This is a genomic window from Rhizorhapis sp., from assembly GCF_035276005.1.
GTDB lineage: Bacteria > Pseudomonadota > Alphaproteobacteria > Sphingomonadales > Sphingomonadaceae > Rhizorhapis.
On sequence record NZ_DATEMB010000043.1, the window covers coordinates 15,775 to 39,045 of the forward strand.

Here is a 23,271-nt window from a genome sequence, read left to right on the forward strand (position 1 = left end):
CTGTACGGGCTTCTGAGGGCAATTTAGACGGGGTTAAGGAAATGGTTATCATTGAGGCGCAGGGGGATTGAATGGCTAGATTGGGGAGACCCCCCGTGACACGTGCGCGGGTGTTGACGTACTGGCGCAAGCATGGTCCATGCGCCATCATGCAGGTTGTGAGGGCGACGGGTGCTGATCGGCGCTATGTGCAGCGCCTAAAAAATTTGGGAATTATATAGATGACTCCCCATCGTCTTGAGCCTCCCCGGCTTCAGCCTTCTTTTTCTGCCGGTTCACACGGCGACCGATCTTCTTTGCCTGTAAGCCTCTGTCCTTCGGCTTGTAGGAAAGGACGCGATCGGTCACAGCGTCGAGGATCGCTTTTATGCGCACGGTCATTTCAAGCCATCCCCCATCGCGGCAAGGCGAAGTTCGTTGGCCTCGCTTTCGAGCGCCCACGCCTCCCGAAGCCTGTGGAGCATATGCCAGGCGGTTTTCTGAGTGACGCCGATCTGCTTCGCCAGTTGCATCGAACTGATGCCCTTCCGGCTCGTAACAAGCAGATACATGGCATAAATCCACTTATGCAGTGGCACCTTAGCCCGCTCGAAGATGGTTCCGGTGCGGACGGTAAAATCGAGCAGGCAAGCGTTGCAACGATAAAAGCCGCCCTTGCGCGTCCCTATGCGCTTTGCCTCCGAGCAGGCGGGACATATGACGCCGTTCAGCCAGCGGCGAGCCTCGAAATAGGCCCGTGCGCTTTCCTGATCGGGGAACATCTCGAACAGTTCAAAGGTGCTGATGGTGGACTTGCTCATGACTTAGCCCGCCACGATCGAGCAGGAAGCGCCGTCCGTGTTGTGCCATCCTTCGGTGAGAGCGATGTCAGCCGCCTGACGGGCCTTGATCCACGTCAGAGCGAGGCCGCTCATCGGCGCTTCGTCGTCAAATTCGAGCCACTGACGTTGATACTCGGCTTCGGCTTCACTGTAGTCCACGCCCGCCGCGTCAAGGACGGCTTCAGCAGCGGACGCGGCGCGGGCTTCATCTTCGTCCGCACCAGTGTTCGGGCGGCCATAGGTCCATTCGATTGCGATGTAAGCCATTCCGTATCTCCTTGTTTTGAGGCTCTATCGCCTCCTGATAAGAAGATAACTACCTGATCCGCTTTAGGGAGTCAAGTATATAATTCCCAAAAATTTAGGTATGCTGAATTTGACCGCATAGGCAGAGTGGTTTTTGTGCCTTAGTTGGTTTGTCCATTATGACAGCGGGCCGCCAGCAAAATACAAGCCAAAAGCAAGGGAAACCTGAAAACCTAACCAATGCCGGTAAGGGACGCAAGAAAGGCGTCCTGAACAAAACAACCGCCTTACTCAAGGATGCCATCTTGGCAGCCGCCGCTCAAGCCGGTGGTAAGGACGGCCTCGTCGGTTATCTCAAGACGCAAGCCTCAGCCAATCCGCAATCCTTCCTACCTCTGCTCGGAAAGGTGCTGCCAATGCAGGTCACCGGCGAGGACGGCGGACCTGTAGAGATCAATATCACGCGCCGCATCGTTAAGGATGGCGAATGAAAGCGCTAGCCCTTCAGATCGACACAGCGGGCGTGTTTGAGCCGTTGCTACAGCCATCGCGCTACAAGGCGGCGCACGGGGGGCGCGGTTCCGGCAAGTCGTGGTTCTTCGCGGGGCTTTTGATTGAAGAGCATCTCGCTAATCGCGGCATGCGCTCGGTCTGTATCCGCGAGGTGCAAAAGAGCTTGAAGGAATCGGCAAAGCGCCTGCTCGAAAGCAAGATCGAGGAATTCGGCCTTGGTGAAAAAGACGGCTTCAAGGTTCTGGCGGATCGGATTGAAACGCCAGGGAATGGCGTGATCATTTTCCAGGGGATGCAGGACCATACGGCGGAAAGCATCAAGTCGCTGGAGGGCTTCAATCGGGCATGGGTGGAGGAAGCGCAAACACTTTCCTCTCGCTCGCTCCAGCTACTTCGCCCAACCATTCGCGCCCCAGGCTCTGAATTGTGGTTCAGCTGGAACCCGCGTATGCGCACCGATCCGGTTGACGCGATGTTTCGCGGTGGTGATCCACCCACCAATTCACTTGTTGTTCAGGCGAACTATTCGGACAATCCGTGGCTACCTGCTGAACTTGAGCAGGAGCGCCTTGATTGCCTCAGGGTCAACCCTGACCAATATGGGCATATCTGGGACGGCGAATATGTGACCGTTGCGGAAGGAGCCTACTTCGCAAAGTCACTGGCGCTGGCGCGCTCCGAGAGCCGCATAGGCTTTGTGCCCGCGGACCCGCTTATGCGGTTGCGCACGTTCTGGGACATCGGCGGAACGGGCGCAAAAGCTGACGCGTGCGCAATCTGGGTGGCGCAGTTCATCGGCCAGCAGATCAAGTTGGTGGATTATTACGAGGCGCAGGGGCAACCCCTCTCTGCGCATGTCGCGTGGATGCGGGCACAGGGTTATGACGGCTGCGAAGTCGTTCTTCCCCATGATGGCGCGGCTCACGATAAGGTCTATCAGGTCAGCTACGAAAGCGCGCTGCGGGAAGCCGCGTTCCCGGTAACGGTTGTTCCCAATCAGGGTGCCGGCGCAGCTAATATTCGCATCGAGGCTGTTCGTCGTCTCTTCCCCCGCATGTGGTTTGATGAAACCCGCTGCGCTGGCGGGCTACAGGCATTGGGTTGGTACCACGAAAAGAAGGACGAGGTGCGCGGGATAGGCCTTGGCCCAGAACATGACTGGTCGAGTCATTGTGCAGACGCATTCGGCCTCATGGCTGTGACTTACAAGCCGCCAGCAATCCAGCGTGTCATCAACTATAGCAATCGGGGAATTGTCTAATGGCAAGCCAGCCAATCGACGCGCCAGACGACGAACCGGAGATCGATATTGAGGGAATGGTCTCCTTCCTCCGCGAAGAGGAAGAGAACGCCCGCGACGAGCTGATTGACGAAGAGCGCGCTGTCGCCATCGATTTCTACAACGGCGAACCATTCGGAGACGAGGAAGAGGGGCGCAGCCAGGTTGTCACCCGCGATGTCGCCGAGGTCGTGGACTATATGACCGTCTCACTGCTCCGCACGATGGTCAGCGGGGATCGTGTCGTTGAGTTCGAATATTACGACAAGGACACTGCCGAAGAGGCCACGGCGGCTGTCTCGCATCAGTTCATGCAGGGGCAGGACGGCTATCGCTTCCTTCATGACTGGATCAAGGCTGGGCTACTCGAAAAGACTAGCACGGCCAAATGCTGCATTGAGGTGCAACCTCCAAAGCGTGTTGAGCAGGACGTGCCGGCTGAACTAATCGCGCAAATGGTGGACCAAGGCGCGCAGATCATTGCCGCCTCACCACTGGACGCCGAAGAGACGGCCTTTCGTGTCGCCGCTCTGGTTCCTCAACCGCCGCAGTTCCGTGATTATGTCGTTCCTAATGAGGAATGCGACATTGCGCAGGATACGCGCGATCTGGACGAGGATGGGGTTTATATCGGCTTCAAGACGCCAAAGACCCTCTCCGAACTGGCGGAGATGGGCTTTGATACCGACGAACTTGCTGACGCGGACGATTACAGCGAGGATAATGGCGTTCTCTCTGACGCCCGCGATGGGGCGGACCGGCCTTATTGGCGCAGCGCATTCAACCGTTCAGGCGTCAATCGCAAGGTCTGGTATCGCGAGGAGTATGCTCGCTATGACCTGAATGGGGACGGGATAGCTGAACTGCTGCTGGTGCATCGTGTCGGGACGCGAGTTCTGATGCGCGACGGGCAATATGCCATTCAGGAGATCGATGAGCAACCAGGCGTCATCTGGTGCCCTTTCCCGTCTCCACATCGCATCATCGGCCAGAGCCTTGCTGATAAGGTGATGGACATCCAGCGCACGCGGTCTGTGCTGATGCGCCAGGCGCTGGACAATGTGTATCAGTCGAACGCACCGCGGTGGACGATTGCCGAAAGCTCAATTGGTGACACGACGATTGACGACCTCCTGACCGTTCGGGCAGCGGGAATCATCCGCCATGTCGGACCGCAGGGGCCTGTGCCTGTCGAAATTCCGTTCGTTGCCCAGAACGCCTTTGAGTTCATGGAGGTGCTGAATGGCGAGAAGGAAACCCGCACCGGCATTACCCGCCTCAACCAGGGCCTTGACGCGGACACGCTGAACAAGACCGCCACCGGCACAGCCTTGATGCAGGCGCAGGGCCAGCAGATCGAGGAATATCTGGCGCGCAACTTTGCGGAAGCCTTCGCCCGGCTGATGCTCAAAAAATATCGGCTCATGCGCGAGTTTGGGCAACCAATGCAGATCACCATCGACGGCGAAACCAAGACGGTGGACCCGCGCCAGTGGCCCGACGATATGAAGGTCTGCGTTCGCGTCGGCCTTGGCTCAGGCCGCAAGGACCAGCGCCTGCAATATCGCCTGACCGTACTGGAGATCATGCAGGCCGCAGCACAGGGCGGTTCCCGCATCGTCACGGATGAGGGGCTTTACAACATGGTCAAGGGCGTCATTGCCGATGCCAACCTTGGTTCGGTTCGCGATTACCTGACCGATCCCGCCACTCTTGGACCCAAGGCAGAGAAACAAGACCCAGCGGCGCTGAAGGTGCAGGCGGACGCGATGATCCAAGCCGAAAAGGTCAAGGCCGATCAGCAGAAGAGCAAAGGCGACATGATGCTGAAGGCTCGGCAGATTGAGGTTGAGGCGCAACTGAAGCAGCAGCAGCTTGAGGCCGAACTACAGGCCAAGCGCGAGGAAGCTGCACTCAACGAACAACTGGCGCGCGACAAGGCGATATTCGAAGCCAATCTCGCACAACAGCAGGCGGACCGTGAATGGCAATTGAGCCTGATGCAGATCGAGCAGCAGCGGGAATTGGCCCAGATGAAAGCGGCGCAGGACGCGGAAACCAAGAAGTTCCGCGAAGGTGGAGACTTGGATAAATGACCCCCGAGCAACTCGCAGAACGCGGCAGGCAGGCACAGCAGGCCTTCGGATTCCTCTCCCCGGCGCTCGACAGCATCCGCGCGGAATACATGGAGGCGCTGACTGCTGTGGCGGCCAAGGAGCCGTGGGCTTCGGACAAAATCGTCAAACTCGCCGTCGCTCGCAACGTAATTGACAAGGTTGAAGCCCATCTCCGCGCCATCATCGCGAATGGGGGCGTGGCTGAACACCAGATCAACCGAGCCAGAGAAATAGCAGAACTTCCGGTCGCAAAAAGGAAATGGTTATGAGCGGTGAGCAACAGGACGACATTCCCTCCATCAATGACTTCCTTGTCGAAGAGGAAGGTGAGCAGCAGGCCTCTCAGGAAGAGCAGCAGCTTGAGCTTTCGGAAGATGATATTCCTGCCGAGGAGGAAGAGGCCGGTGATGGCGAAGAGGAAGGCGGGGAAGATGAGGGCGAACCTGATCTGGTGGAGAAAGCCCCTCTTCCGGCGTCCTGGTCCAAGGAAGACGCCAAGGTCTGGGAAACTCTCCCGCCTGATGCCCAGGCTGTCGTAGCGCGCCGGGAGGCCGAGCGCGACAAATATGTCCGGAAGGTCGGTTTCGAGGCATCGCAGACCCGCCAGCAGGTGGAAACACAAGCACGAGAGGTGATTGCACAACTCCACGATAATCACGCTCAGGCGCTCGCTGTCTACGCACAGCAGTTCACGCCACAGCCTCCGGATCAAAGACTGCTTTACACAGGAAACCCGGATGATGTATTAACCTATCAGCGGCAGGACGCTGCGTATCGTGCGGGGGCTGACCAGCAACAGCAGTTGCACCAGCAGATCGCACAGGTTCAGCAGCAAGCAAATCTTGCCCGCACCCAGGCGCAGCAAGCGGAACGCGGTTCCGATGCCCAGCGCCTCAAAGAGCAGCTACCCGAATGGTTCGATCCATCCGAAGGGCCGAAACTGCAGACTGAGTTGCAGTCCATCGGCTCGGAACTCGGTTACCCCGTGGAGCTGATGGCGGAAGCCTCCTCAACCGACATCCTTGCCTTGAAGAAAGCTGCCGAGTGGCGCGCGAAAGCCGACAAGCTCGACAAGCTGATGGCGAAGAAGATGGAAGGGGTTCGTGCCGCCAAGGAGATGCCCCGCATGGCAAGGCCCGGCGTCAAGCCGACCCGCAGCCAGCAGCAGGCCTCCACAGCACAGCGTAAAACCCAGGCAATGAACAATTTCGGGCTGACGCGCAGTGGCGATGACGCCGCCGCGCTGCTCTTTGAAAGGAAACGGTAAATGGCACTTCCTACCAATACCGCGACGACCTATGCGAACGTAGGCATCCGCGAAGACCTTTCGGACATCATCTATCGTGTGGCTCCGGAGGAAACCCCGTTCATAAACAACATCGGCACTGGCAAGGCGACGAACACCTATCATGAGTGGCAGACGGAAAACCTGACCGCTGCTGCTGATGACAATGCCGTCCTTGAAGGTGATGACGCCACACTCGATGCGGCAAACGTCCCGGCGCGTGTCGGCAACCGCTGTCAGATTTCCGACAAGACCGCTGTTGTTTCCGGCACCAATGATGCTGTGAACAAGGCCGGCCGGAAAACCGAAATGGCGCGCCAGGTCATGCTCAAAGGCCTCGAGCTGGCCCGCGATCAGGAAAAGCAGATGCTCTCCAATAAGGCATCTGTGGCGGGTGCTGCCGGCACGGCCCGTCAGTCGGCAGGCATCGAAAGCTGGATTACCACCAATGCTTCGCGCGGCGCGGGCGGTTCGGGGGGCGGCTTCTCTGGCGGCGTCGTTGCGGCACCAACGGACGGCACACAGCGCGCTTTCACGGAAGCTCTGCTGAAGGCGGCCCATCTGCTGGCGTTCAACAACGGCGGCAAGCCCAACCAGCTCTACATGGGCGGCTTCCAGAAGCAGGCATTCTCGGCATTTGCTGGCGTAGCCCAGCAGCGCCGCGATACCGGCGACAAGGCGGCGGTGATCATCGGTGCGGCCGATGTCTATGTTGGCGACTTCGGGCGACTGGCGGCCATCCCTCACCCCTATGGTGTGCGTGCGCGTACCGTCATCGGCGTGGACCCTCGCATGGCTCAGGTCGATTACCTGCGCCCCATGCGTAACTGGGAGCTGTCGAAGAGCGGCGATACCGAGAAGCGCCAGATGCTCGTGGAATATACCCTAAAAGTATCAAACGAGCTTGCTCACATGGTTGTGGCCGATCTCACCACCAGCTGATGAACTAGGGAGGGTTTCGGCCCTCCCACCCTTTTGGAGATGATCATGACCGAAGCAAAGCTGGTACGGATCGAATGCAATTGCAGCCCTGATGTGCATCTTGGCGATGGCCGCCGCCTACTTGGCCCGGTGCGCGAAGGAACCCGCGTCGTCAAACATGGCGATGTAGCGGAAGTCGAGGAGGCTCTGGCCAATCACCTTCTTGATTCGGGTCAGTGCATTCCGACCAAGCGCCCTGTCACCGTGGAGCCTCTGGCGTGAAACTGATCCACACCGAAACCAATTTACTCGGTGTAACCCGTCACTTTTATTGTGACGATGACGGAAACATGACCGTTGAGGCGGTGCAGGACCTTGAGCCGCTGATTGAGCAGAACAAGGCGCTTCAGGTTCACAACGGCAAGACCATCACGTCCGACTATAACAATCCCATCGCCACCATCCCGCCGATCTTCGTGCTGAAATGGCTGAACGAAGAGGGTTGGTATGTCTACGACGCGGACAAATGCCCGGATGCCGACAAGAAGCTGAAGCGCAAACTGAATGACCCCGACTGGCGCTGGCTGCGCACGTCTGAACTGCGGGTGTAGGAGGATTTATGGGTAATCTGCTCGGGGAATATAAGGCTTCCCCTGCGCCATTGACAGACGGGCAGTCGGCAAGTGCCAGGCTGGATAATACCGGAGCGCTGGTCGTTTCCGGTACAATTGGTTCAGGTTCGGTCACGCCTACCCCTCCCTTGAGCGGCTCCACCACCTCTGTTTCGCGCATCGTCTCTACCGCAGCCTCGACCAACGCCACATCCGCGAAGGCGTCAGGCGGCGCAATCATGCAGATCATCGGCTATAATGCCGCTGCTGCCTTGCGCTATCTCAAGATCTATGACAAGGCTAGCGCGCCCACAGTGGGGACGGATACGCCGGTTCTGACCATTCCCCTGCCTGCTACGGCGGGGTTCGTCATTGACTTCGCATTCGGTTTTCGCCTCAATACCGGCATTGCCTATGCGCTCACCACCGGCTCTGCCGACGCGGATACGGGCGCTTTGACGGCGGCAGACGTTGTTGGCCTGAACGTAGTTTATGCATAATGGGCGGGTTTATCTATCCTGGCTCCGGATTGGGATACGGCTTTCGAAAGTCGAGCATTACCTACGACGATAGCTATGCGGACATGATTGATACACTGGATGCGGTCACGCACTTCCGCATGCGCGCTTCGCAGGGCGCGCAATCTGATCGCCTGAACGCTTCCCGCACACTGACCCCCAATGGCACAAGCTCGCGTGGAGACATGTACGCTCGTATAGTTCAAGCAAGTTTCACGGATGACCTTGGCGGATCGGCCAAGATCAATCGCGACGGTACAGGGCGCTGCTACGGGAATGCGGCGGCTAACACCCAAGCCGATGCCTATGTTGATTGGAATAAGACGTTCAGCATTGTTGCATGGGTCAGTCACGAACTTGATAGCGGGTATGCGACAAACACAGCCTTCAGTGTCCTGACCAAGGCGCTTGGCTCCGGCACCAATCAGGGCTGGGACATGAATATCCGGAAGTTCAGTTCGCCCGGAACGTGCCTGCGCTTTGAGCTTCATAACGGCACCACCAGCATGGCGCTTTATGGAACAGACACGGTGGTGAGCCAGGCGGTTCCGCATATGCTCTGCGTCACCAATGACGGCTCGGGGACGACGGCAGGGATCAAGCTCTATCTTGATGGCGTAGAACTGACGACGCGCACCATTACGGCGGCAGGTCCAATCACAACGGGAACCTGCGCCGGCGCTGGCGATCTACAGCTGGGCTGCAAGGGCCTAGATAGCTCCACCAAGGTCAATCACATGCAAGGGCATGTGGGTGACGTCAGCATCCATAGCCGCGTTTTGACGGCGCAAGAGATCAGCAACCTATGGGGTGAGCGCAAGACCTGGAGCTACAACGATACAGCCAGCGTTTTTGCCGCGCCAACTGCACCTGTCGCTTTCATATGGGACGACGACATCGACAGCGATATCGACGGCGTGAACAACCTCGCCCTGATCGCGCGCGCTGACAAGCTGGGCGAAGTCGATCTCAAGGGCATGATCGTCACCAGCAATTACACATATTCCGCTGCGGCCGCCGACATCTTGTTGAAGGACGCGGCCACTCGTATCAGCCACGCGAAGCTCGCGTCGATCCCGCTTGGCGCGTGGCAGGGGAGCACGGGCGACACCACGACGCTGACCTGGCCTCAAAACATCGTCGATCAGTTCCGCGCTTCACCGGCGACCATGCGTCAGCGCACCGAGTTCACATCCTCCGTGACGCAATATCGGACATTGCTCGCCGCCGCTGCGGACAACAGCATAGTTATCGGGATCGGCGGCACCTGGCACAGTGTCGATGGACTGATCTCGTCTGCCGGCGACGGTATCGATGCGCGCAATGGCTGGGACCTGATGAAGGCGAAAGCCAAATATATTGCCTTTTGCGGCACGAGCGATGACGGCTCGCAGGAGAACAATAACAATTTCGGCCTCACTGAGGCAAAGCGGGTATTTCGCAATTGCCCCGTGCCGATCCTGATGGCCTCGAAACCGTCGTTCCAGACGCCTGTGTTCCGGATCAAGAATGCCGACAACACACACGCGACGGATCCCTGGAAGCGCGCATGGGGCACCTATTGTGTCGAGAACAGCATCGCTCAGACCAGCACACGCGGTTTCGGCGACATGATGGCAATCCTATACGCCATGAAGGGTGAACAGGGCGGCTATCTCGACATTCAGAAGTGGCAGCATGCCTTAGTCGTCAACAGCAACGGCAATGTGACGCGCAATGCCTATCCGGGCAACGATCATGGGGTCATCGCCAAACTGGCGGCAGACGGGACAATCCAGACAGAGGTTCAGGCGTATATTGACGCCGTGAGTTCTTAGGGGTGCTCGAATATGGTTGCATTATCAGTCATCATCGCTGGCACCATCGGCAACTATAGCCAGTTGCGCGACAAGGTGGCGCTCTGGCTTGACCGCGACGACCTTGAAGACCGGATTCCTGACTTCGTGGCACTTCTGGAAGCGCGGCTCAATCGTGAACTGCGTGCCGTCAACATGGAGACGCGCACGACATGGACAACCGCTGACGAAAGCTATGTGCTGCCATCTGACTTCCGCAGACTGCGCAAAATCTACATTGAGGGGGCGCCAGACAGGCCCTTGTACGAGATCGCGCCGCAAGCCGCAGCCGGATCATTCTCAGGCTCATCAGGAACGCCCAAAGCATTTTATATTGAGGGACGCACGATCACATTCGCACCTCCCCCATCGGCCCCTACGGTGTTCGGGGTAACCTATTTTGCGCGCATATCACCCCTTACATCGGAGAATGACACAAATTGGCTCTTGGAAGAGCATGCGGACATTTACCTTGTTGGCACGCTTCTGGAGGCTGCAATCTATATCCGGGACGCTGAGGCCATCGCGCTGTGCTCCGAAAAGCTGGACCTTGCCATAGCCAGCCTGCAACGCGAAAGCCGCACGGATCGGTGGGGCGCTGGGCCACTTGTCCCGAACGGCCCAGCGCAAATCAGGGGTGCGCGTTGTTAGCCACAGTCCCCTTCCCGGCATGGACGCCTGACGTTCCGCTGACGACCGGCGACTTCTCCAATGTCACCGCGATAGCGAACGGATATGGGCCGGTTAAGGCGTTTTCCGCTGTCACCACGGCGCTGTCTGGCATTCTCGGGGGTGCCTCCTTCATCGGCGCGGACGGCACTTCCCGCATGCTTGGAGGTACGGCGACCAACCTCTATCATTATGTCGGCGGAACCTGGGCCAGTGTCCTAGGCGCGCTATCGGCCACAATCTGGAGATTCGATCAGTTCGGGGATAACGTCATCGCGGTCAACGGGGCTGCTCCGGTGAGCTATGCCATCGCGGCAGGGACCGCGGCGGCGCTCGGTGGAAGCCCACCAGCAAGCGATCTTGTCGCCACGGTGCGGCAGCAAGCATTTCTCGCCGGGAACCCCTCGGCGCGCAATACGCTGTCAATTTCAGGATACAACAACAGTGCGCAATGGACGGCGGGGACGAACCAAAGCCTTTCTGTACCGTTCCCGTCCGGTGGCGATATCATGGGCCTATGCGGCGGGGAGACGGGTGTCATCCTGCAACAGCGCTCGGTCAAGCGGGCCACCTATACCGGTGACGTAACTGTCTGGCAGTTCGACGAGATCAGCAAGGACATCGGCTGCATGGCGAAAGGCTCTGTGGCTCAAGCCGGCCTGCTGGTGTTTTTCCTCTCTGATCAGGGATTCAAGGTCTGCGACCGCAATCAGGTTTTGCCGATTGGTGTGGACGAGATCGACGAGTTTTTCTTCAAGTCCTACAGTCGCGCGGACATCGTATCGAGCATACGCGCGGCAGTCGATCCACGCTCAACCACCGTCACATGGTCGATGCCGGGCGATCCAGGGCGGCTCTGGTCCTATAACTGGACGCGCAAGAAATGGTCGGTCGCGGAAACCGGCGTCAAGATGGTGTTTCAGGGCTTCACGCTTAACACGAGCCTTGAGGGCATCGACGCGCTCTATCCGGGAGGCATTGATACCGTGCCTTATTCGCTGGATGCGTCGATCTTTGCGGGTGGCCAGCCTCTTTTCCTGATCGTCAACTACAGCGACACCGTGGGCACATTGACCGGCGACAATCTGGCGATGTCCATTGCGCTGCCCCCGATGGAGATTGAGCAGGGCAAGAGCGTGCGGATAACCGGGGCATGGCTGATTAGTGATGCGACGACCGGAACCGTAACCATTGATGCGCGTAAACGCGCTGGGGACAGTCCTAACCTCAAGGTGTCAGGTTCCATGCGGGGCAGTGGGCGGCTACCGCTGCGCTCAAATGGGCAATGGAACGGGATCAGAGTGCAGATCCCCGCCAGTGCGACGTGGACCTACTGCAACGGCGTCCGCCTCGAATATACGATTGAGGGCGCAAAGTGAGCCTGTTTGTCTCCACGACCGACACAAACCGCCCTGAATGGGTGCGCCAAGTTGCGTTTGCGCTCAACTCCCTCCTGACCAGCAGGGCTTTGCTTGGGAGGGGCGCGCCAGTCACCAAAACAGCAGACTTCACAGTGGCCGACACTGAGGTCTGGCTGATCAACAACAAATCGGGATCATCATGCACAGTCACCTTGCCGAACGCAGCGCAATGGCCGGGGCGCGAGATCGTGATCACCAACCGCCAGGCGCAGACCGTGGTGAGCGCGTCGAGCAATGTCGTCCCGATAGCGGGCGGGGCAGCGGGGACAGCGATCCTCCCGGCAACAGCGGGATCGTGGTGCACGCTGGTGAGCGACGGAACGGTCTGGCAGACGATGCAGGCATAGCCGCATATTGGCGGTTCCGGGGTGAGTTCGCCAAGATTCTGGACCCGAGATATTACCCGCTGGAATGGCTCGACGTGCAGATTGCCACCGGGAAAATGGTGCTTTTCACGGCGTCCGATTCTGCTATATTGGCCAGCATCCGCACATATCCCAGCGGCTTGAAAGAGCTTCACGGTGAATTGGCGGCAGGAAACCTAGAGACGGTCGTGTCTCAGCTCATTCCGCAAGCAGAAGCCCATGGCAGGCTTCATGGTTGTGAAATCGCGGTCATTCAATCGCGCGAAGGATGGGCAAGGGTAATGAAGGCTTCCGGATATTCACTGCATCAGACCAGCCTGCGAAAGGCGCTCTGATGGGCTTGTCATCGCAGAAAACATCAACAGGCCCTTCAAAGCAGGCGATGCCGCATCTGCAATCGGCCTCTGCCGCTCTGAAAAGTACCTATGACGCAAATGCTCCCAGGGTCCAAGCGATTGGAGACAGCCTTTTTGACGCTTACAAGACCTATTCTGCCGACATGGGGCAGGATTTGGAGGGCGCGCGCGGCTTTTCCGCCGATGTGCTTGGCGGCAAATATCTCGACAAGCAGAACCCCTATCTTCAGGGCATGATCGATCAGACCGGCGATAGCGTCACGGACAGGATCAATGCGCTATTTTCCAATGCCGGGCAGACAGGCTCATCGCGCCAGATAGGGGAGCTTGGCAAGCAACTCGCAGAGGCTGAAAACCGCCTGCGCTATCAAAGCTATGGCGATGAGATGGGGCGCATGGAACGCGCGGCGCAATTGGGCCTTGGTATCAACCAGGCCGCCAATGCCGACGCTGCCACGCTTGGCGCGCTTGGTGCAACAGCCGCAGAAGTGCCATACATCGGTGCGGAGAAGCTGGCACAAGGTCTCGGCGGCCTCTGGAGCAATTCCCAGACGACCAAAACGAGCGGCGGCCTTGGGCAAGCGTTGCTTGGGGCAGGCGCTCAGTTGGGTTCGGCGGCGATCATGGCGTCCGACCGGCGATTGAAGAAAAACGTAGTGCACGTAGGCCAGTGGGGTAAACTCCCAACCTACCTCTACAGCTACATTACCGAGGAAGGAGGTGATCAGCGGCACGTGGGCGTGATGGCGCAGGATGTAGCCGAACATTATCCCGAGGCTCTCGGCCCGAAGATCATGGGTGAGTATATGACCGTCGATTATGCCAAGCTGGCGGAGTTGGTCTGATGGCTATGTTCGGAAACTCCAGGGGCCTGCAATTCAACGATAGTGAATTGGCCGCCCCGCTGATCCAAGTCCAACCCATGACTGCGCCTCAAATGCCAACAATACCGGATAACAGGCGGTGGCTGGAGGGCGGGAAGTTTACCTTGAAGGACGGTCTTGGCCTCGCACTCGGAGCGATTGGTGATGCCTTCACACGTCAGCCCATGACTGCGAACATGGTTAATCAGTCATTCCAGAATCAGCGGGCATTGCAGCAGCGTGAGGCTGACCGCAAGACAAGCATGTCTGACTGGCTGTGGAAAGAGCAGTGGGAGCGAAATAACCCAAAGCCAGTCAACAATGACACGGCGGCGGATTATGCCTTTATAGCCCAGCAACTCGGCCCGGATGCGGCGAAAGCCTATCTGCAAAACAAGACGCTGCCACCGCCATTCGTGCAGAGGAACAATGACGGGACAAGCACGATCTATCCTCAGGGATTGCCGCGTGGGGATGCTCTCGCGCCAACCGCCGCCCCACAGGGGGCCATTGATCATCTGCGGAAGAATCCGAACTTGGCCGCTGATTTTGACGCGAAATATGGGGTTGGTGCATCTCAGAAAATATTGGGAGGTGCGGGTTCCGGCCCGCGCCCCTTTCCGTGATCCTATGATGGCGCCAGGCACTATGACGAGTGGTCGCAGGACGGTGGAAGGCAATCGCATTGTTGGTGGCTTGCCCAGTAGCATGCATCTCTCCGGTGACGCTGCGGACTATACCGGGACCACATCCCAGGCTCTGCGGGACTATTTTGGGCCGGGCGTCCGTATCGTTGACGAGGGCGACCATCTCCATGTGCAGGGGCAGGGATTGAATGCGCCCTATTTTGGCAAGCGCGGGACCATAGGACTAAAACGATAATGGCAAATCCTTTCGACCAGTTTGACGCGGCGCCAGCGCAGCCGTTCACCATCGGATCGCCCGATCCCTACAAGGCGCGGGCGGATGCGCGAGCGGCGGCGAAAGCGGCGGCGGATGCTAAAATAGAGCCGTGGCGAGCGCGCAAGGTGCAAGCCGATGCGTTGACGGCTGAGGCTAACTTGAAGAAGCTGCAGGCTGGTACGCAAATGACGCCGGACAAACTGGAGTCTGTGCGGCGTGATGCCGTCAACAAAATCATAACTGCCCGTATGTTGAAGGATCGCTCGCAGAATGAATGGTTCGCGACCGGCTTTCTCGCGCCCACAATGTCTCAATGGGGCGGAACCAATGCCAGGGGCGTACAGGCTGGGGCTGACACGTTGAAGGCCGGCGGCGCGCTTGCGGAAGTCCTTAAACTCACAGCAGCGAACGGCGGCAAGAATCCATTCCAGCCCATGTCAAACAGCGACGTAGAGTTGATTTCGAGAAACACTGCGAATTTGGACATTGGGCAACCTGACAAGGATTTCCAGAACGCCGTGCAGCAATATGAGAATGCGTATCACAATGCGTTTATAGGCGCTGGCGGCAACGAAGGTGAGTTGGAGCGGTACGTCTCCAAGAAGATAGGAGCAAAGAAACGCGGCATGTTCGGAGGCCATGCGGTTCCACAAAGTGGCGGCGTTATTGATTTTAACGACCTGCCGGAGTGACGTGAATGCCTGATGTCCGCCTTCCTGATGGTACTATAATCCGCAATGTCCCGGCAGGAACGACACGTTCCCAACTTATGGCGCGCGTTGAAAAAGCACGCGGCGCAAAGCCGATGAAGGAGCGGCAAGGGCTATTCGGGGAAATAGACGCGGCCGTGCGCGGTGCTGCTGACATGCTTACCTTTGGCTTCATGGATGAGGCCGCCGCTGCAGCCAATAGCCTTATCCCGCTCGATAAGGGCTCAAAGAGCCTTTGGTCGCAAGGTGTCTTGTCGGACCCTGTTGGGGCATTCAATCGCGCCTATAGATCAAATGTTGCACAACAGCGTGCGATTGATCGGAATGACGAACAATATAATCCAGGTTACCGCTTGGCTGGGCAGATCGTTGGAGGGATCGCTGCACCAGTTCCGGGGGCATCTGCCATTCGGGCGTCAAATCTGCCCAATGTGGCAAGGGCTTCTGGCGAGGGGTTGGTCCAGGGTGGCCTTTATGGTTTTGGTTCAGGCGAAGGTGATTTGAGCAACCGCTCGGCAATGGCTGGCAAAGAGGGCGCGATTGGCATGTTGGGCGGTGCGGCAGGGCATACTATTGGCAAAGCCATAGGGAAGGCCGCTACATCGAAGCTTGTTCGAAAGACGGCAGAGAAGTCGACAGGCCGTTCGTTTGATATCCCATCTCCGTTGACCCAAGGGCAGGAGGTGTTGTTTTCTACCGTCAACAAAGCAGGGCCGGAGCGAGCGCGCGAGGCGCTGCAAGAGGCGGTAGGCTTCGATGTACCAATGACATTGGCTGATACCCACCCGGAGCTGCGCTCGCTCGCAGGGGCCGCGATCCGCCGATCTCCGACAGCCGCCGAGTACGCGGAAAGCGCGCTCGTACCTAGATCGCGCGGACAGATCGATCGTTTCCGTAGCGCCGTTGAGCGTGACCTTGGGCCGATTGAAAACATTCCTCGACTGAGCGATGATCTTATCAACCAAGCTAGGGAACGGGCATCCCCTCTATACGAAGAGGCCTATGCCGCACCGGGGCGAACAAGTGATGAATTAGAGTCCCTTCTACATACTCCATTCGGACGAAGTGCATTGGCACGGGCAAGAACGATAGCGGCAAACGAACGGAGAGACCCAACGGCATTGGGGTTTGATCTTGATGACCAAGGAGAGGTGATTTTTACGCGCGCGCCCTCGACACAGACTCTGGATTACGTCAAGCGCGGAATGGACGATGTTCTTGAAGAATATCGCAATGCCATCACAGGCAGGCTGAATCTTGACGAGGCGGGGAGAGCGCAGAACGACGTGCGCCAGAAATTCATTCGAGAGGTTGACACGCTCAACCCTGTCTATGCAGAGGCGCGGCAGGCTTATGCTGGCCCGGCTGGTGAGCGTGAAGCTCTGGCGCTAGGACAGGATGCCATCAGGACCAATCCTGATCTTTTGGCAGTCCAGATTGGCAATCAGTCACCCGAACGGCTCGCGCAGATGCAGACTGGCTTTCGCGGGGCGCTCGTGGACGCAGCGGAAAGGCAGCGCTATTCGTCTAATCCGTTTGAATCGACGTTGGGCACTCCGGCGATGGAAAAACGGCTTGAGATACTTTATCCAGATAGCTCTGCCAACTTTCTGCGTCATCGGGATATCGAGCGTGATATGGCGCGGACAACAAACGATATACTCGGCAATTCCAAGACGGCCGAAAGGGCGCTGGCCGATCAGGCATTTGAGGGCGGGGCATTGCCATCTGCGGCGCTGGATGTCGCCACTAATGTTGCTTTCGGCGGGGTCCCAGCAAGTGCAAGTATTTTGCGTGCTGCCGGGAATTACGTTCGTGATGCTGGGAGGCTCGGCATGTTCGGCAACGCTCGGCGGAAGGCGGAGGAAATCGCGCCGATCTTACTTAACCCAAATCCCGCTTCTACTCTTGCGCAGATTGATGACATCGCCGCTGCCCAAGCCGCCCGCTCTGACTTTATTATGAACAGGGACAGGCTTTACGGTGGGGTCGGTGGAGCTGTTGGCGTTCCGCTTTTCCTTGGAGGAGGCCAATAGTTCACTGCTGGCCTTGTACGCGCCGCAGAGCGTGAGAATGATGGCCTTCACCGTAATGACAATAGCAATGCTGGACATCGGTGTGATCATATAGTGTCAGACCAGAAATGGCAAATCCCCCTTTGCATAGGGGTGGTTATCCGCTAGAGTAGCGCAAGTTTCAGGGAACCCAGCGTTTCGCGCGGCTCATCCCATCCAACGTAATCGGATGGATGAGCATGTCAGTTTCGAGCTACAGCACCACAGCATCATCGAACACGACAATTTCCGGCACGAATATTGCCGAAAATTGCCCTGCTGGAAATTTGAACAACGCCATCAGGCAGATGATGGCGGACATCCGCACAGAACTGACTGACGCGGTTTTGACGCTCACGGCGAAAGCCACGGTGGCAGAGATCCGGACCGCGCTGGATGCTCTGGAGGCAACGGCGGCGGTGGAAGCCATCGGCGCGCTCACGCCAGCCGCAGACAGGGTGCCGTATTATACTGGCGCATCTGCCGCTGCTCTCGCTACCCTCACCAGCTTTGCCCGCACGCTTCTGGACGATGCGGACGCGGCCACAGCCCGCACAACGTTGGGAGCGCTGGGGGTGATTGCGGCTTCTCTCGGTAATCCGGGATATGTGAAGATCAACATCCCATCTATCGGGATTCTAATACTTCAATGGGGCACGGTAACCGCCGTTGCTAATACCGGCAGTCAGTCGGTCACATATCCGACTGAATTTTCAAGCTTCAGCATACCGGTGGTCACAGGAGGGCTTAACCAAACCAACTACGACCAGAACTTCCCGGCAGCCTACGCTTCATCCACGACCGGCTTCAACTTCGTAAATCCTGCGGACTCGTCAATGACGTTGTTCTGGATCGCGGTGGGGGTCTGATCGATGGCCGCCAAATATACCGACACGATCACCACGGACGCCGGAACAGCCCTGGAAGGCGCGACGGTCGAGCTTCTAACCGGTGCTGGGGCGCTGGTCACGACCTATACCGATGACGCCCTGACCCAAAACGCAGCCACATCGCGCACCACGGACGCGAACGGCCTTGTCGAGCTTTATGTTGCGGACGGCACCTATTCTGTGCGAACGACATATAATGGCGTAGTGAAGACGCTCGCGAACGTCGAGCTTTACGACATCAGCACGATTGCCTCCACATCGTCAGGAGCGGTGGCGAACAAAGCGCAAGCATCTGCTGTTGGCATCAGCGGCTCTGCTGAAAATATGGGGACGTACACGGGATCGACGATTCCCGACAATGAGACGGCCAAGCAGAACATCCAGAGCCTGGAAACGGCGGTTGAGACGAAAGCCCGCGCCGATGCGGTCGGGATCACATCATCTGCGACCAATATGGGCATCTACACCAGCCCATCATTGACGGACAATCAGACGGCCAAGCAGAATATCGAGGAGCTTGGCGGCGCTGTGGATGCCCGCCCCACCTCTGCCACACTTGCGGCTACAGGCGGGGCGGCGCTGATCGGGACAGCGGACTTCTCCGGCACGACGATACCCAACGGCAGTAACGTCCAGCAGGCTATGCAGGCGCTTGAGACGGCGGTTGAATTGCGGGCGACAAGTGCGGCGTTAGCCGCAGCGGGCGGTTCTGCGTTGATCGGGCACCAATATTCAGGCACTGGCTCAACGCTTAGAACGACTGCCGCAGTCATTAACGACCTCGGCCTTAACGTCAAAGGCTACGGCGCATTGGGCGATGGATCGACCAACGATTACACCCATTTTACCGATACGCTGGCCCAATGCGTTGCGACTGGCGCGCCAATGTTCATCCCGCCTGGAGATTATTTGTGGGATCTGACTAGTGTTGGAACAGCATCATGGGATGTCACTCGCACCGTCCGGGGGGCCAAGCGCGCGATTCCGATCATTGGCGCTGGGCTTGGGCAGACATCTATCCATATAACCAACGGCACTTCTATCGCTTGGCAGATCGCCAGCTCCTCGGACTGGTTCGACCTAACACTTGAGGGGTTCACCGTCTATGGCGCGATGGACATTCCTCTACTCGTGATCGGCAAGAATGACTATTCCGACCCGGTCAACATGATGGCCATCAAGAATGTTTCTGTCGAAAATTCTTACAACGGGACGGGAAATGAAGCCGTTAGGCTGAACTATATTACTGGCGGGGAAGCGATCAATCTTCGGTGCAATTCCTATTCCAACGGCTCGGGGACGAATAAAGGTTCTGCCCTCCGCATTCGGCAGGGCGAGTTTCTATCTTTTGTCGGCGGCGCGGCGGGCAACGCCGCTCGGGGGGTTGATTTTACTGATGGAGTGAGTTTTGGCTGCACGTTCATCGGGCAAACCTATGAGAACTCGGATTACTGCTTTAGCAACCGATCTGCGAACAGCGGTGCCCACACCGTCATGGGCAGCCAATTCTCCAATGTCGCCACTTATGCTATTTATAGTTCCGCTTCGCTTTCCGGAGAGCCGCTAACATTTATTGGAAACAATTACACGCCATCAGGCGCTCTCGTAGACCCATCCAATTACTCTGGGGTCCGTATAGTTCACAGCCGTTCTGTTTCGACGCCATCACTTCCAGCGTCAACCGTTGCGGCGACCAACACCACCGGGCATTCTGTTATGGTCTACATATGGGGCGGGACCGTGACTGCCGTTACAGTCGATGGTTTTGCCTTTGGCCTGACTAGCGGGGTATTTATTGTCCAACCGGGCAGTACTATTGCAGTGACTTATTCAGTAGCACCTTCTTGGCAATGGCGAAACATGCAGGCGTAATGACTATGGAAAAGGAAGCGTCGTGGTTAAGAACCACGAGGAAGATTGTATTATCCCAGCGATTCCCCTTCGCTGGAGGCTTTGACATCGGTTTCCCGCAACGGTTAGACGCATGACACAGGAGGCCCAACTATTAGGCATGATCGGCGACATGAAGGGGGAGCTGGGAGAAGTGCGCGGGCAGCTCAGGGAAGTCAATCACACCCTCAACAACCTGTCGCAGAAGTTCGATTCCATGGCGGTGACGGCAGCGAAGGCGCAGGGGATACCGAACGATATTGCCGATCTGAAAGCCCGTGTTGCCGTGCTTGAAGCGAAGGAAAACCAGCGGACCGGTGCCGTTAATCTCGGGGCCGTGCTGCTGAAATCTCCGCTGCTGGCTTGGCTGTTCGCCGGGGCTGTAGCGGCGTGGGTGTTCTTGAAGGGGGCACGGGGATGAACGACGAAACCATAAAGATGGCGACGCAGCATCTCAATCGCGAGGAAGGGCGGGTTAAGCACGCCTACCAAGATCATCTTGGATATTGGACCATTGGCGTTGGCCGCCTGATCGACAAGCGTAAGGGTGGCGGTTTGAGCGATGAGGAAATGAGTTATCTGCTCGCCAACGACATAAAGCGCTTCGCCAATGCCATGAAGGACTGGCCTGCATGGAAAGCTGTTGAGAGCGATCCGGTGCGCGCGACTGCCCTTCTGTCCATGTGCTTTCAAATGGGAATTGCTGGCCTGGCTGGGTTCAAGAATTCACTGGCGCTCGTGGCGCAGAAGCGGTGGGATGAGGCGGCGGCCAACTTCCGTAAGTCGCTATGGGCCAAGCAGACGCCGGAGCGGGCAAAGCGCGTCACCGACATGATTGAAACAGGCGTGATGCAGCTATGACCATCTTCCGCCACATCCTCACCCCAGACGGACGCCGCGCCTTTGCATTCGTGGCCATCGTGGGCGGGTGCGTGACCTTCACGCTGTTCGCGGCGGTGGGCGTGTACCTTCTGCGCGATGACGCTGAGAAAGCCTTCTGGCTGGCGCTGGCGGCCCATGCGCAAGTTCTGGTCGGGCTGACGGCGCTTGCCGCATTGCTGGTCAAGCGGGTGCTCAAGGTCGGGCGGGATGGCGTTGAAATAAGCGATGGGGTTGAGGAATGAGCGTAGTCCAATTGCACGCCGGTTATGCCGCGCAAGATATTGTCCGCACACTGCGCCTGATCGCCGATGAAATAGAGGCTGGCGAATATGGCGTCATCACCACGGTTGCAATCTGCCTTGGGCACACAGAAGAAAAGCCAAACGGGGAAGGTGAGCGGATCATGAAAGACACATACGAGCTTTTTGGCGTTGGCCCACGATGCGACATTTTCACTGTTCGCGGACTGCTTCTGACTTGCGCGACGAAGCCATGAAACGCTTCGTCCTCGGCCTTCTGCTCGGGTTCATCCTGGGTGAGGTGTCGAGAGACGCGCAGAGGGCGGTGTGGTGATGCTACGGGCGCTCGACCGTGGACCAGTCCTTATCCCGTTTATCAACGACCGGATAGCCAGAGCCATGCACAGTCCCAATGAAGCAACATCACAACGGGACAATATTGTGAGCGGGCAGCGCTCTATCCAACTGAGCTATAGCGGAGTCTTTTACACCCAGCAGCAGGGCTTGAACCTGTGGCCTCTACCCGCATCACGCGAAGGACATTAGCCCATGCCGCTATTTCTCGCAATCGGTAAATTCCTTCTCGGCGGCGTCCAGTGGCTTGCCATCGTCGCGCAGTTCGTCATGGACTTTGTGAAGCGTAACCCCTGGCAAGCGCTCTGCATCGCGCTCGTGGCGCTCTCAGCCTTGCTGTGGTTGCGCACAGACCGCATCGCCGGGCAGCGGGATAGGGCGCTGGCGACGGTGGCAGAGATGCATCGCCAGAGCAAAGCCGCTGACAAATCCTACCGCGCCACGGAAAAGCGCCTTGCCGACAATGCCAGATCCATCACGAAGGAAAAGAACGATGCGATTGCCGATCTTGTTGCTGACCGGAATGCTCTTCTTGAGCAGTTGCGGACGCGGCCACGTCGCCCCGCCACCGCCGCCACCACAGTTGCCACCAATGGACAAGCTGCCCCCGGATGCACTGGAGCACAGCTTTACCGAGACGATTCAGAATTTCTTGCAAGGGAAGCTTCCCTCTCCGACGAAATCAGAATCTCCCTGAAAGCCTGCTACGCGCAATATGATGACGCTCGGGAGAAGATGCAGGTTTTGCAGGACGCAACGCCAGTCAACCCCTAACCGCCCGCACCAGAGCATCAATCTCTCCATCGGTTAATTCGCTGAGGCGAACGTCTCTTTCGATCTGGCTGGCCGCGAGCTTGAAGGTTGCGCGCAAAGCATCCCCCGGCAACTCGGTAGGGGTGGGGTGGGTGACATGCTGTTTGATCGCAGGTAGAATAATTTCATCTACCCAACGCATCGTGTTCGCTGGCGACGACCATTCAGGCCATGCGTGCGTTTCCGGGTCCAAGCCTTGTAATTTGCAGATTTGCTCGTGCGCTGCGGCAAGGTCTATCTTCACTTGCGCGCACAAGCTCTCTGCCAAACGAAGAGCCTCCCCCACATCCTCACGCACTTGAGGATTGGCGACCCACATGTGTTCTGCAACCGTCAAAAGTGGGTCATCCTTTGCGATTACTCTAGCGTCAGCCTCAGTTGCGAACCGCATGGCTTTCAGATGATCCGGCGTCCAATAGTGATCACCGTTTGGGTACTCAGCATAATAATGCAGGCCGGGTATGTAGTCATGCCGCTCGATCAGCCATGCTGTTTCTTCCTCGCGGGCTTGGAGGGCGGCGATGCGGTGCTTGGCGAAGGCTTGGACAATAAAATGGGAGTCGTATTCTCCCGCAAAAAAATCGCGCTTAAAGAAGACCTCTGCGCCGTCCTTCTCCGTGTATAAGTGGCGCATAATGGGCCACGTGCGCTTCCTATCCGCCTCAGTGATTTCAATGCTCATTGGTTTGTTCCTCTAATATGCGCTTCACTTCGGC

Annotated in this window: 29 protein-coding genes and 1 pseudogene; 26 read left to right on the forward strand and 4 right to left on the reverse strand. The window is 57.8% G+C overall.

The window, feature by feature from the left end; translation table 11 throughout:
* Positions 1 to 213: 213 nt before the first annotated feature.
* From VJS46_RS09800 to VJS46_RS09810, 3 genes and pseudogenes are all read right to left on the reverse strand, one after another.
* On the reverse strand, positions 214 to 381 hold the full coding sequence (locus tag VJS46_RS09800; protein ID WP_324059849.1) for a hypothetical protein: 168 nt from the start codon (positions 379 to 381) through the stop codon (positions 214 to 216).
* A gap of 59 nt (positions 382 to 440) precedes the next feature.
* Positions 441 to 800: pseudogene (locus tag VJS46_RS09805) on the reverse strand (transposase); the annotation flags it as partial.
* 3 nt (positions 801 to 803) lie between these two features.
* On the reverse strand, positions 804 to 1,088 hold the full coding sequence (locus VJS46_RS09810; protein WP_324059850.1) for a hypothetical protein: 285 nt from the start codon (positions 1,086 to 1,088) through the stop codon (positions 804 to 806).
* Between the two features lie 158 nt (positions 1,089 to 1,246).
* On the opposite strand from VJS46_RS09810, the gene VJS46_RS09815 reads away from it, so the two are divergent.
* The 26 genes from VJS46_RS09815 (at position 1,247) to VJS46_RS09935 (ending at position 22,516) form a co-directional block, all read left to right on the forward strand.
* Positions 1,247 to 1,558 carry a hypothetical protein gene (locus VJS46_RS09815; RefSeq protein ID WP_324059851.1) on the forward strand — a complete coding sequence of 104 codons (312 nt, stop codon included), beginning with the start codon at positions 1,247 to 1,249 and terminating at the stop codon, positions 1,556 to 1,558.
* Positions 1,555 to 2,841 (forward strand): PBSX family phage terminase large subunit, encoded by a 1,287-nt coding sequence (locus VJS46_RS09820; protein WP_324059852.1) that lies wholly within the window; start codon positions 1,555 to 1,557, stop codon positions 2,839 to 2,841. Before VJS46_RS09815 ends, VJS46_RS09820 begins: the two co-directional genes overlap by 4 nt.
* Complete coding sequence (locus tag VJS46_RS09825; protein WP_324059853.1) at positions 2,841 to 4,955, forward strand: portal protein; 2,115 nt, start codon at positions 2,841 to 2,843, stop codon at positions 4,953 to 4,955. Before VJS46_RS09820 ends, VJS46_RS09825 begins: the two co-directional genes overlap by 1 nt.
* A complete protein-coding gene (locus tag VJS46_RS09830) occupies positions 4,952 to 5,245 on the forward strand; it encodes a hypothetical protein (protein ID WP_324059854.1) in 294 nt (97 codons plus the stop codon). The genes VJS46_RS09825 and VJS46_RS09830 overlap by 4 nt, the downstream gene beginning before the upstream one ends.
* Entirely contained in the window at positions 5,242 to 6,243 is a 1,002-nt protein-coding gene (locus VJS46_RS09835; RefSeq protein WP_324059855.1) for a hypothetical protein, read from the forward strand. Before VJS46_RS09830 ends, VJS46_RS09835 begins: the two co-directional genes overlap by 4 nt.
* Positions 6,244 to 7,203, forward strand: a complete 960-nt coding sequence (locus VJS46_RS09840) for a DUF5309 domain-containing protein (RefSeq protein WP_324059856.1) — start codon at positions 6,244 to 6,246, stop codon at positions 7,201 to 7,203.
* Positions 7,204 to 7,248: 45 nt separating this feature from the next.
* Positions 7,249 to 7,464, forward strand: coding sequence for a hypothetical protein (locus VJS46_RS09845; protein ID WP_324059857.1), 216 nt, complete (start codon positions 7,249 to 7,251; stop codon positions 7,462 to 7,464).
* The gene (locus VJS46_RS09850) at positions 7,461 to 7,793 is read left to right on the forward strand and encodes a hypothetical protein (protein ID WP_324059859.1); all 333 of its coding nucleotides are present in this window, start codon (positions 7,461 to 7,463) and stop codon (positions 7,791 to 7,793) included. Before VJS46_RS09845 ends, VJS46_RS09850 begins: the two co-directional genes overlap by 4 nt.
* Before the next feature lie 8 nt (positions 7,794 to 7,801).
* Positions 7,802 to 8,293, forward strand: coding sequence for a hypothetical protein (locus VJS46_RS09855; protein ID WP_324059860.1), 492 nt, complete (start codon positions 7,802 to 7,804; stop codon positions 8,291 to 8,293).
* Between the two features lie 83 nt (positions 8,294 to 8,376).
* On the forward strand, positions 8,377 to 10,128 hold the full coding sequence (locus VJS46_RS09860; RefSeq protein WP_324059861.1) for a LamG-like jellyroll fold domain-containing protein: 1,752 nt from the start codon (positions 8,377 to 8,379) through the stop codon (positions 10,126 to 10,128).
* 12 nt (positions 10,129 to 10,140) lie between these two features.
* Positions 10,141 to 10,797 (forward strand): phage adaptor protein, encoded by a 657-nt coding sequence (locus VJS46_RS09865; RefSeq protein WP_324059862.1) that lies wholly within the window; start codon positions 10,141 to 10,143, stop codon positions 10,795 to 10,797.
* Positions 10,791 to 12,194 carry a hypothetical protein gene (locus VJS46_RS09870; RefSeq protein WP_324059863.1) on the forward strand — a complete coding sequence of 468 codons (1,404 nt, stop codon included), beginning with the start codon at positions 10,791 to 10,793 and terminating at the stop codon, positions 12,192 to 12,194. Before VJS46_RS09865 ends, VJS46_RS09870 begins: the two co-directional genes overlap by 7 nt.
* Entirely contained in the window at positions 12,191 to 12,583 is a 393-nt protein-coding gene (locus tag VJS46_RS09875) for a hypothetical protein (RefSeq protein ID WP_324059864.1), read from the forward strand. The genes VJS46_RS09870 and VJS46_RS09875 overlap by 4 nt, the downstream gene beginning before the upstream one ends.
* Positions 12,584 to 12,657: 74 nt before the next feature.
* A complete protein-coding gene (locus VJS46_RS09880) occupies positions 12,658 to 12,936 on the forward strand; it encodes a hypothetical protein (protein WP_324059865.1) in 279 nt (92 codons plus the stop codon).
* 47 nt (positions 12,937 to 12,983) lie between these two features.
* A complete protein-coding gene (locus VJS46_RS09885; protein WP_324059866.1) occupies positions 12,984 to 13,802 on the forward strand; it encodes a tail fiber domain-containing protein in 819 nt (272 codons plus the stop codon).
* On the forward strand, positions 13,802 to 14,446 hold the full coding sequence (locus VJS46_RS09890) for a hypothetical protein (protein WP_324059867.1): 645 nt from the start codon (positions 13,802 to 13,804) through the stop codon (positions 14,444 to 14,446). Before VJS46_RS09885 ends, VJS46_RS09890 begins: the two co-directional genes overlap by 1 nt.
* Positions 14,447 to 14,453: 7 nt before the next feature.
* Positions 14,454 to 14,702, forward strand: coding sequence for a D-Ala-D-Ala carboxypeptidase family metallohydrolase (locus VJS46_RS14255; RefSeq protein WP_414707998.1), 249 nt, complete (start codon positions 14,454 to 14,456; stop codon positions 14,700 to 14,702).
* On the forward strand, positions 14,702 to 15,415 hold the full coding sequence (locus tag VJS46_RS09895; RefSeq protein ID WP_324059868.1) for a hypothetical protein: 714 nt from the start codon (positions 14,702 to 14,704) through the stop codon (positions 15,413 to 15,415). The genes VJS46_RS14255 and VJS46_RS09895 overlap by 1 nt, the downstream gene beginning before the upstream one ends.
* A 77-nt stretch (positions 15,416 to 15,492) precedes the next feature.
* Positions 15,493 to 17,469, forward strand: coding sequence for a hypothetical protein (locus VJS46_RS09900; RefSeq protein WP_324059869.1), 1,977 nt, complete (start codon positions 15,493 to 15,495; stop codon positions 17,467 to 17,469).
* Between the two features lie 212 nt (positions 17,470 to 17,681).
* Entirely contained in the window at positions 17,682 to 18,356 is a 675-nt protein-coding gene (locus VJS46_RS09905; protein ID WP_324059870.1) for a gp53-like domain-containing protein, read from the forward strand.
* Between the two features lie 3 nt (positions 18,357 to 18,359).
* Positions 18,360 to 20,249 carry a hypothetical protein gene (locus VJS46_RS09910; protein WP_324059871.1) on the forward strand — a complete coding sequence of 630 codons (1,890 nt, stop codon included), beginning with the start codon at positions 18,360 to 18,362 and terminating at the stop codon, positions 20,247 to 20,249.
* Positions 20,250 to 20,388: 139 nt separating this feature from the next.
* A complete protein-coding gene (locus VJS46_RS09915; RefSeq protein WP_324059872.1) occupies positions 20,389 to 20,688 on the forward strand; it encodes a hypothetical protein in 300 nt (99 codons plus the stop codon).
* Positions 20,685 to 21,128 (forward strand): glycoside hydrolase family protein, encoded by a 444-nt coding sequence (locus tag VJS46_RS09920; protein WP_324059873.1) that lies wholly within the window; start codon positions 20,685 to 20,687, stop codon positions 21,126 to 21,128. Before VJS46_RS09915 ends, VJS46_RS09920 begins: the two co-directional genes overlap by 4 nt.
* Positions 21,125 to 21,391 (forward strand): hypothetical protein, encoded by a 267-nt coding sequence (locus VJS46_RS09925; protein ID WP_324059874.1) that lies wholly within the window; start codon positions 21,125 to 21,127, stop codon positions 21,389 to 21,391. The genes VJS46_RS09920 and VJS46_RS09925 overlap by 4 nt, the downstream gene beginning before the upstream one ends.
* Positions 21,388 to 21,645, forward strand: coding sequence for a hypothetical protein (locus tag VJS46_RS09930; RefSeq protein ID WP_324059875.1), 258 nt, complete (start codon positions 21,388 to 21,390; stop codon positions 21,643 to 21,645). The genes VJS46_RS09925 and VJS46_RS09930 overlap by 4 nt, the downstream gene beginning before the upstream one ends.
* 292 nt (positions 21,646 to 21,937) lie before the next feature.
* Complete coding sequence (locus VJS46_RS09935; RefSeq protein ID WP_324059876.1) at positions 21,938 to 22,516, forward strand: hypothetical protein; 579 nt, start codon at positions 21,938 to 21,940, stop codon at positions 22,514 to 22,516.
* Here the strand turns inward: VJS46_RS09935 and VJS46_RS09940 are convergent.
* A complete protein-coding gene (locus VJS46_RS09940; protein WP_324059877.1) occupies positions 22,506 to 23,237 on the reverse strand; it encodes a hypothetical protein in 732 nt (243 codons plus the stop codon). The genes VJS46_RS09935 and VJS46_RS09940 overlap by 11 nt on opposite strands.
* Positions 23,238 to 23,271: the final 34 nt, after the last annotated feature.